Here is a 5,565-nt window from a genome sequence, read left to right as displayed (position 1 = left end):
CCTGGCGCTGGCGCACAATGCCCGCCAGCTCCGGCGAGCCGGCAGCGGCGCGCAGGCCAAGCTGCTGCAAGGCATTGCCCGCGGAGGACAGCAGCGCCCATTGCGCGGCCTCGAACGCATCCTCAAGGTGGCGGTCGGCCGCCGGCGCGACTGCCGGGGCGCCGACGGACGCCAGCCCGGCCACCAGAAGACAGATGCGCGCCAGGCGCCAAGGCGCCCGCGGCGATTTCAATTCAGCCAGCCCCAACGACAACCCCTGCCCGCCGATCGCCACGCCGGAATACGCGGCGATCGCGCCATCATTGTGATGGGGAGGATTGGATGCAAGAGGGCGGAGCGTTGGCCTCTATCAGGCGCTGAAGCGATCGGCGGCAAAAGGACCCAGCCGAGAGGCATCCACCGTGCCGCCGATCAGTGCCGCAACCAAACGTGCCGTGATCGGCGCCAAGGTCAGGCCGAGATGACCGTGGCCGAAGGCGTGGATCACCCTGGAACTGCCGCGCGAACGGCCGATGACCGGCCGGGAATCGGGCAGTGACGGACGAAAACCCATCCATTCGGACGAGTTTTGGCCAAGGTTGGGGAAGAACTGCCTGACGCCGCGATCGAGCAGCGCCAGCCGGCGCGGATTTGGCGGCGCGGCAAGCCCGCCGAGCTCGACCGTGCCGGCGACCCGCAGCCGGCCAGCCATCGGCGTCATGTAGAAACCGAGATCGACAGGACAGACCGGGCGATTGAGCAGGGGAACATCTGTCGGGAATTCGAGATGGTAGCCACGCTCGGTGTCGAGAGGGATTTTGTCGCCGGCCTGCGCTGCCAGGGCCCGTGACCGCGCGCCGGCGGCGATCACCACCGCGCCCGCCTTGATATCCATATCGGGACCGCTCAGCCTGACACTGCTCCCCTCGATTTGCAGCCCGGTCACCTCAGCCTTGACCAGCAACGTCCCGCACACGGTTGCGGCATCGAGCAGCCGCTGCATCAGCGTCCCGGGATCGGTGACGTTCATCGAGTCCGGGAAATAGAGGCCGCGCGCTCCCGTCGCCGGAAGGCCGGGCTCCAGCGCGGCCACCTCTTCCGCATCCAGCACCTGCTGGTGAACGCCAAACCCGGCGCGCAGCGCCCTGCCCCCGGCACCAGCGGCGAAATCGCTTTCGCGTCGATAGAGATAGAGGCAGCCTTTGCGGCGTAAGAGGTCCTGCAGGCCCGCCTCCTGCACCATCTCCTCCCAGGCCGGCAAGGCTTCCGCCAGCAGCCCGGCGAGCGCCACTGCATTGGCGCGGGTGGCCGCCGGAAGCGATTGCCTGACAAAGCGCACCAGCCATGGCGCCAACTGGAAAAGTGCTGCCCAGCGCATCGAAAACGGACTGTCCGGATCGAGCAGCAGTTTCGGCAAGGCGCGCAGGACGGCCGGATTGCCCACCGGCATGCAGGCGTATTCGGCGAGCGTCCCGGCATTGCCGAACGAGGCGCCCGAGCCCGGCTCGTTGGGATCGATCAGCAGGACCTCACGGCCTTCGCCAGCAAGCCGCAACGCTGTCGCCAGCCCGACGACACCGGCGCCAATGATGGCGATCTCGACTGTCCTGGACGCTGCCACCGGTGACCTACACAAAACCCGGCAGTTGCAGATGACCGGCCGCGAGCAACTCGGCCATCGTGCTGAGCGCCGTGCGCAGATCCTCCTGCGAACGTGCCGCGCCGACATTGATGCGCACGCCGTGCTGGACCGGTTCGCGGCCGACCGCGAAGGCATCGCCGGGCAGCACGGCAACGCCGCGTTCCAGGCAAGTGCGGGCAAAGCCCGCGCCGCGCCAGGGTTCAGACAGGCGCAGCCAGGCATGGGTCGACGTCGGATGCGCCTGGATATCGAAGCGGCCGAGGATTTCGCTGAGGATGGCCTGGCGCTGGCGCAGCTCCTGTTTCTGGATCTCGATGATGCGGGCGGCCGAGCCTTCCTCGATCAGCCTTGCGCCGATCAGCGCCGTCAGCGGGCTGATGCTCCAGCAGTTGATGCGCAGCGCCGCCGCGACCTGGCCAGCGATGGGGCGCGGGGCGATGACGAAGCCCAGGCGCAGGCCTGGCGCCAGGCATTTCGACAGCGCGCCGAGATGGATCGTCAGCTCCGGCTCGAGACTGGCGAAGGATGGCGGCGGATCGTCGGCAAGCGGCCGATAGACGTCGTCCTCGATGATCAGCACGTTGTGGCGCCTGGCGACCGCGGCGAGATCGCGCCGGCGTTCCTCGCTCAGCGTGATCGTCGTCGGATTGTGCAGCGTCGGCACCAGGAAGACGGCGCGCGGGCGCAGTTGCGCGCAGGCGGCGTCGAAAGCGTCGGGACGCATGCCGCCGCGGTCCATGGCGATGCCCCTGAGGTCCAGCCCGTGCACGCGGCACAGCGCATTGATGCCCTGGTAGGTCACCTCGTCGGCCAACACCACCTCGCCTTGCCGGGTGACGGCGCCGAGCAGGCAGTCCAGGCCATGCTGGGCCCCGGCAGCCAGCACGACGCGGCCGGGGTCGCCATCGCCGGCAACGGATTTGAACCAGTCGGCCACCGCCACTCGCGCCCAGAGCGGTCCTTCCGGCGGATGGTAATCCTGCAGCGCGGTGTAGTGTCGGTCCTTGGACAGGCGCGGCAAGAGTGCTGCTACCGCATCGAGATAGGCCGATGTGGCGGGCCGGTTTACGGAAAGGTCGATGATGCCGCTCTGGTCGCTCGGCGCCGACACGAAGCCCGGTTTTTCGCCGGCGTCACGGGCGGCGACCGTCGTGCCGCGCCCGGGCCGCGCTTCGAGCAGGCCCTGCTCCTGAAGGGTCGACAAGGCCCGCGTGACGGTCGTGACATTGATGCCCAGCGCCCGCGCGATCTCGCGCTGCGGCGGCAACCGGTCACCGACAGCGAGCGTGCCGGCGGCGATGCGTTCGGCGATCGCATCGGCAAGACGGCGGTAGACCGGACTTTCGTCGTCGGCGAGGCGAAGATCTTGGAGCATACGGGTTCGACTACGGCTGATGTCTCACTGTGGCGCATCTAGCATAAGACAATACTCCGTACAATAGAGCTTGTCTGACGCACAATCGCAAGACGCCCTGCCAGAAATCTCACACAATTCGTTAAAAATCGGCTTGACGGACAAAGTTGTCTGCATCTATGGTCGATTTCAGGTTAATTGTGTGACCATACAAGTCGCACGACCTGCCGGGCAGCAGGCCGGTTTCCGGGAGGACGAGGCATGGATCGCAAGCCGCATCTCAGCCGCATCAAGGATTGCGGACTATGAGCGCCCGCCAGGCCGCATTGCCGGCCGCGGCGGCCACGATCGCGCCCGCCACGCAAGCAGATCCCGTCGGCAAGGGTTTCGTCGAATTCGCCGATGTCGAAAAATCCTACGACGGACGGACCTTCGCGGTGACGCGGATGAACCTCACCGTTGCGCGCGGCGAATTCCTGACGCTGCTTGGTCCTTCCGGCTCCGGCAAGACAACGACACTCAACATGCTTGCCGGCTTCGAGCGGCCGACGCATGGCACGATCACGCTTGAAGGCCAGCCGGTCGACCGCTTGCCGCCCTATCAGCGCAACATCGGCATGGTGTTCCAGAACTACGCGCTGTTCCCGCATATGACGGTCGAGGAGAACGTCGGCTTCCCGCTCTCGGTCCGGCAGGTCGACAAGGCCGATATCGCGTCCAGGGTAGCGAGCGCACTCGACATGGTGCGGCTCAGGCAATTTGGCGACCGCAGGCCGACCCAGCTTTCCGGCGGCCAGCAGCAGCGCGTGGCGCTTGCCCGCGCCCTGGTGTTCAAGCCGAGCCTGGTGCTCATGGACGAGCCGCTCGGCGCGCTCGACAAGAAGCTGCGCGAACACATGCAGCTCGAGATCAAACAAATCCACACCATGCTCGGCGTCACCATTGTCTACGTCACGCATGACCAGAGCGAGGCACTGACGATGTCGGACCGCGTCGCTGTCTTCAACAATGGCGGCATCGTCCAGCTCGGTTCGCCCGACGATCTCTACAACGCGCCGCAGAGCTCTTTCGTGGCGAGCTTCATCGGCGAGAACAACACGCTCGAAGGCGTGGTCGATCGCGTCTCCGGCGCAGAATGCCGCGTCAGGCTGAATGGCGGCGGCGAGCTTACCGCACTCGCCATCGGCGTCGCGCAGGGCGCTCCCTGCCACGTCGCCATCCGCCCGGAGCGGCTGACCCTGACGCCGACGGCGGCCGGCGGCAATGCCCTGCCCGCCACTGTGGACGGGCGTATCTATCTCGGCGACCACCTGCGCCTTTTGGCCAGGCTCGCCAGCGACCAGGTGCTGACCGTCAAGGTCGGCCCCGAATCGACGATGGCAAACGGCGAGACCGTGACGGTCTCCTGCGCGTCCAATGATTGCCGCGCCTTTCCGGCCGATGCCGGATCGGGCGGTGCCATTCCAAAACAGGGGAAAACGAAATGACACTCATGAGGAAGACTCTTCTCGCGCTCGCGGCCGCCACGGCCTCGATGACCATCGCCGGCGCCGCCTTCACCGACGAGCTGTCGATCATGGCGAGCGGCGGCGCCTGGCAGGACGCGCAACGCAAGGCCTGGTTCGAACCTTTCAGCAAGGAGACAGGCGCCAAGATCCTCGAGCAGGAGTATCTCGGCGATCTCGGCAAGGTCAAAGCGATGGTCGAGACCGGCAACGTGCCGATCGACCTGGTGACGGTCGAGACGGCGACCGTGCTGCAGGGTTGCGACGCCGGTATCCTCGAACGCCTCGACTATTCCAAGATCGGGCCGCGCGACAAGTTCATCGAAGGCTCGGCGCTCGATTGCGGTGTCGGTCTCGACGCTTACGGCGACATCCTCGCCTACGATCCGACCGTGCTGAAAGAAGCGCCAACCTCGGTTCTCGACCTGTTCGACACGACCAAATTCCCCGGCAAGCGCGCCATGCGCAAGTTCCCGGCGCAGAACCTCGAATGGGCGCTGATGGCAGACGGCGTGGCGCCGGCAGACGTCTACAAGGTGCTGGCCACGCCGGAGGGCGTCGACCGTGCCTTCAAGAAGCTCGACACGATCAAGAAGGACATCGTCTGGTGGGATGCCGGCGCGCATCCGGCGCAGCTTCTGGCTTCCCAGGAAGTGGTGATGACCACCGCCTGGAACGGCCGCATCCAGAACGCCATCGACAACGACAAGAAGCCATTCAAGATCGTCTGGAACAACCAGATCCTCGAATACGACATGATCTCCATTCCAAAGGGCGCCAGGAATCCGGAGCTGGCCTACAAATACCTCGCCTATATCAGCCAGCCGGAAAACAACGCCAAGCTCGCCAGCTACATCACCTATGGGCCGGTGCGCACCGACGCGGCGTCCTTCGTCGCTCCCGACGCGCTGCCGAAACTGCCGAACGCTCCGGATCACTTGAGCGGCGCCTATCTGGTTGCCGACACCGAGTTCTGGGGCGACTATGGCGAGGACCTCGTCAAGCGCTTCAACGCCTGGCTTGCGCAGTAGGCGAGAGATGTCGGCGCTCCAGCCCAGCGAACTCGACCGGCCGCGGGCCAGCGC

The 5,565-nt window shown here is 66.1% G+C and carries 5 protein-coding genes; 2 read left to right on the top strand and 3 right to left on the bottom strand.

Translation table 11 applies throughout. The annotated features are described in order from the left end of the window. The 3 genes from EN738_RS29840 to EN738_RS29830 form a co-directional block, all read right to left on the bottom strand. On the bottom strand, window positions 1-247 hold a 247-nt coding region (locus EN738_RS29840; RefSeq protein WP_145966971.1), incomplete at its 3' end, for a hypothetical protein. 102 nt (window positions 248-349) lie between these two features. Then, a complete protein-coding gene (locus tag EN738_RS29835; RefSeq protein WP_127286771.1) occupies window positions 350-1,600 on the bottom strand; it encodes an FAD-dependent oxidoreductase in 1,251 nt (416 codons plus the stop codon). Window positions 1,601-1,607: 7 nt separating this feature from the next. After that, window positions 1,608-2,996 carry a PLP-dependent aminotransferase family protein gene (locus EN738_RS29830; RefSeq protein WP_127286770.1) on the bottom strand — a complete coding sequence of 463 codons (1,389 nt, stop codon included), beginning with the start codon at window positions 2,994-2,996 and terminating at the stop codon, window positions 1,608-1,610. Between the two features lie 284 nt (window positions 2,997-3,280). On the opposite strand from EN738_RS29830, the gene EN738_RS29825 reads away from it, so the two are divergent. Next, the gene (locus tag EN738_RS29825) at window positions 3,281-4,462 is read left to right on the top strand and encodes an ABC transporter ATP-binding protein (RefSeq protein WP_127286769.1); all 1,182 of its coding nucleotides are present in this window, start codon (window positions 3,281-3,283) and stop codon (window positions 4,460-4,462) included. Between the two features lie 5 nt (window positions 4,463-4,467). Continuing rightward, complete coding sequence (locus EN738_RS29820; RefSeq protein ID WP_189606030.1) at window positions 4,468-5,511, top strand: ABC transporter substrate-binding protein; 1,044 nt, start codon at window positions 4,468-4,470, stop codon at window positions 5,509-5,511. Window positions 5,512-5,565 lie beyond the last annotated feature (54 nt).

Origin of the sequence: Mesorhizobium sp. M4B.F.Ca.ET.017.02.2.1 (assembly GCF_003998955.1) — a bacterium.
Taxonomy (GTDB): domain Bacteria; phylum Pseudomonadota; class Alphaproteobacteria; order Rhizobiales; family Rhizobiaceae; genus Mesorhizobium; species Mesorhizobium abyssinicae.
This window is presented reverse-complemented; position numbering and strand designations above follow the sequence as displayed.

Excerpts from the sequence above, each read along its gene's own strand:
- EN738_RS29830 (WP_127286770.1), bottom strand. The coding sequence starts at position 2,996 with ATGCTCCAAGATCTTCGCCTCGCCGACGACGAAAGTCCGGTCTACCGC.
- EN738_RS29825 (WP_127286769.1), top strand. The coding sequence starts at position 3,281 with ATGAGCGCCCGCCAGGCCGCATTGCCGGCCGCGGCGGCCACGATCGCG.
- EN738_RS29820 (WP_189606030.1), top strand. The coding sequence starts at position 4,468 with ATGAGGAAGACTCTTCTCGCGCTCGCGGCCGCCACGGCCTCGATGACC.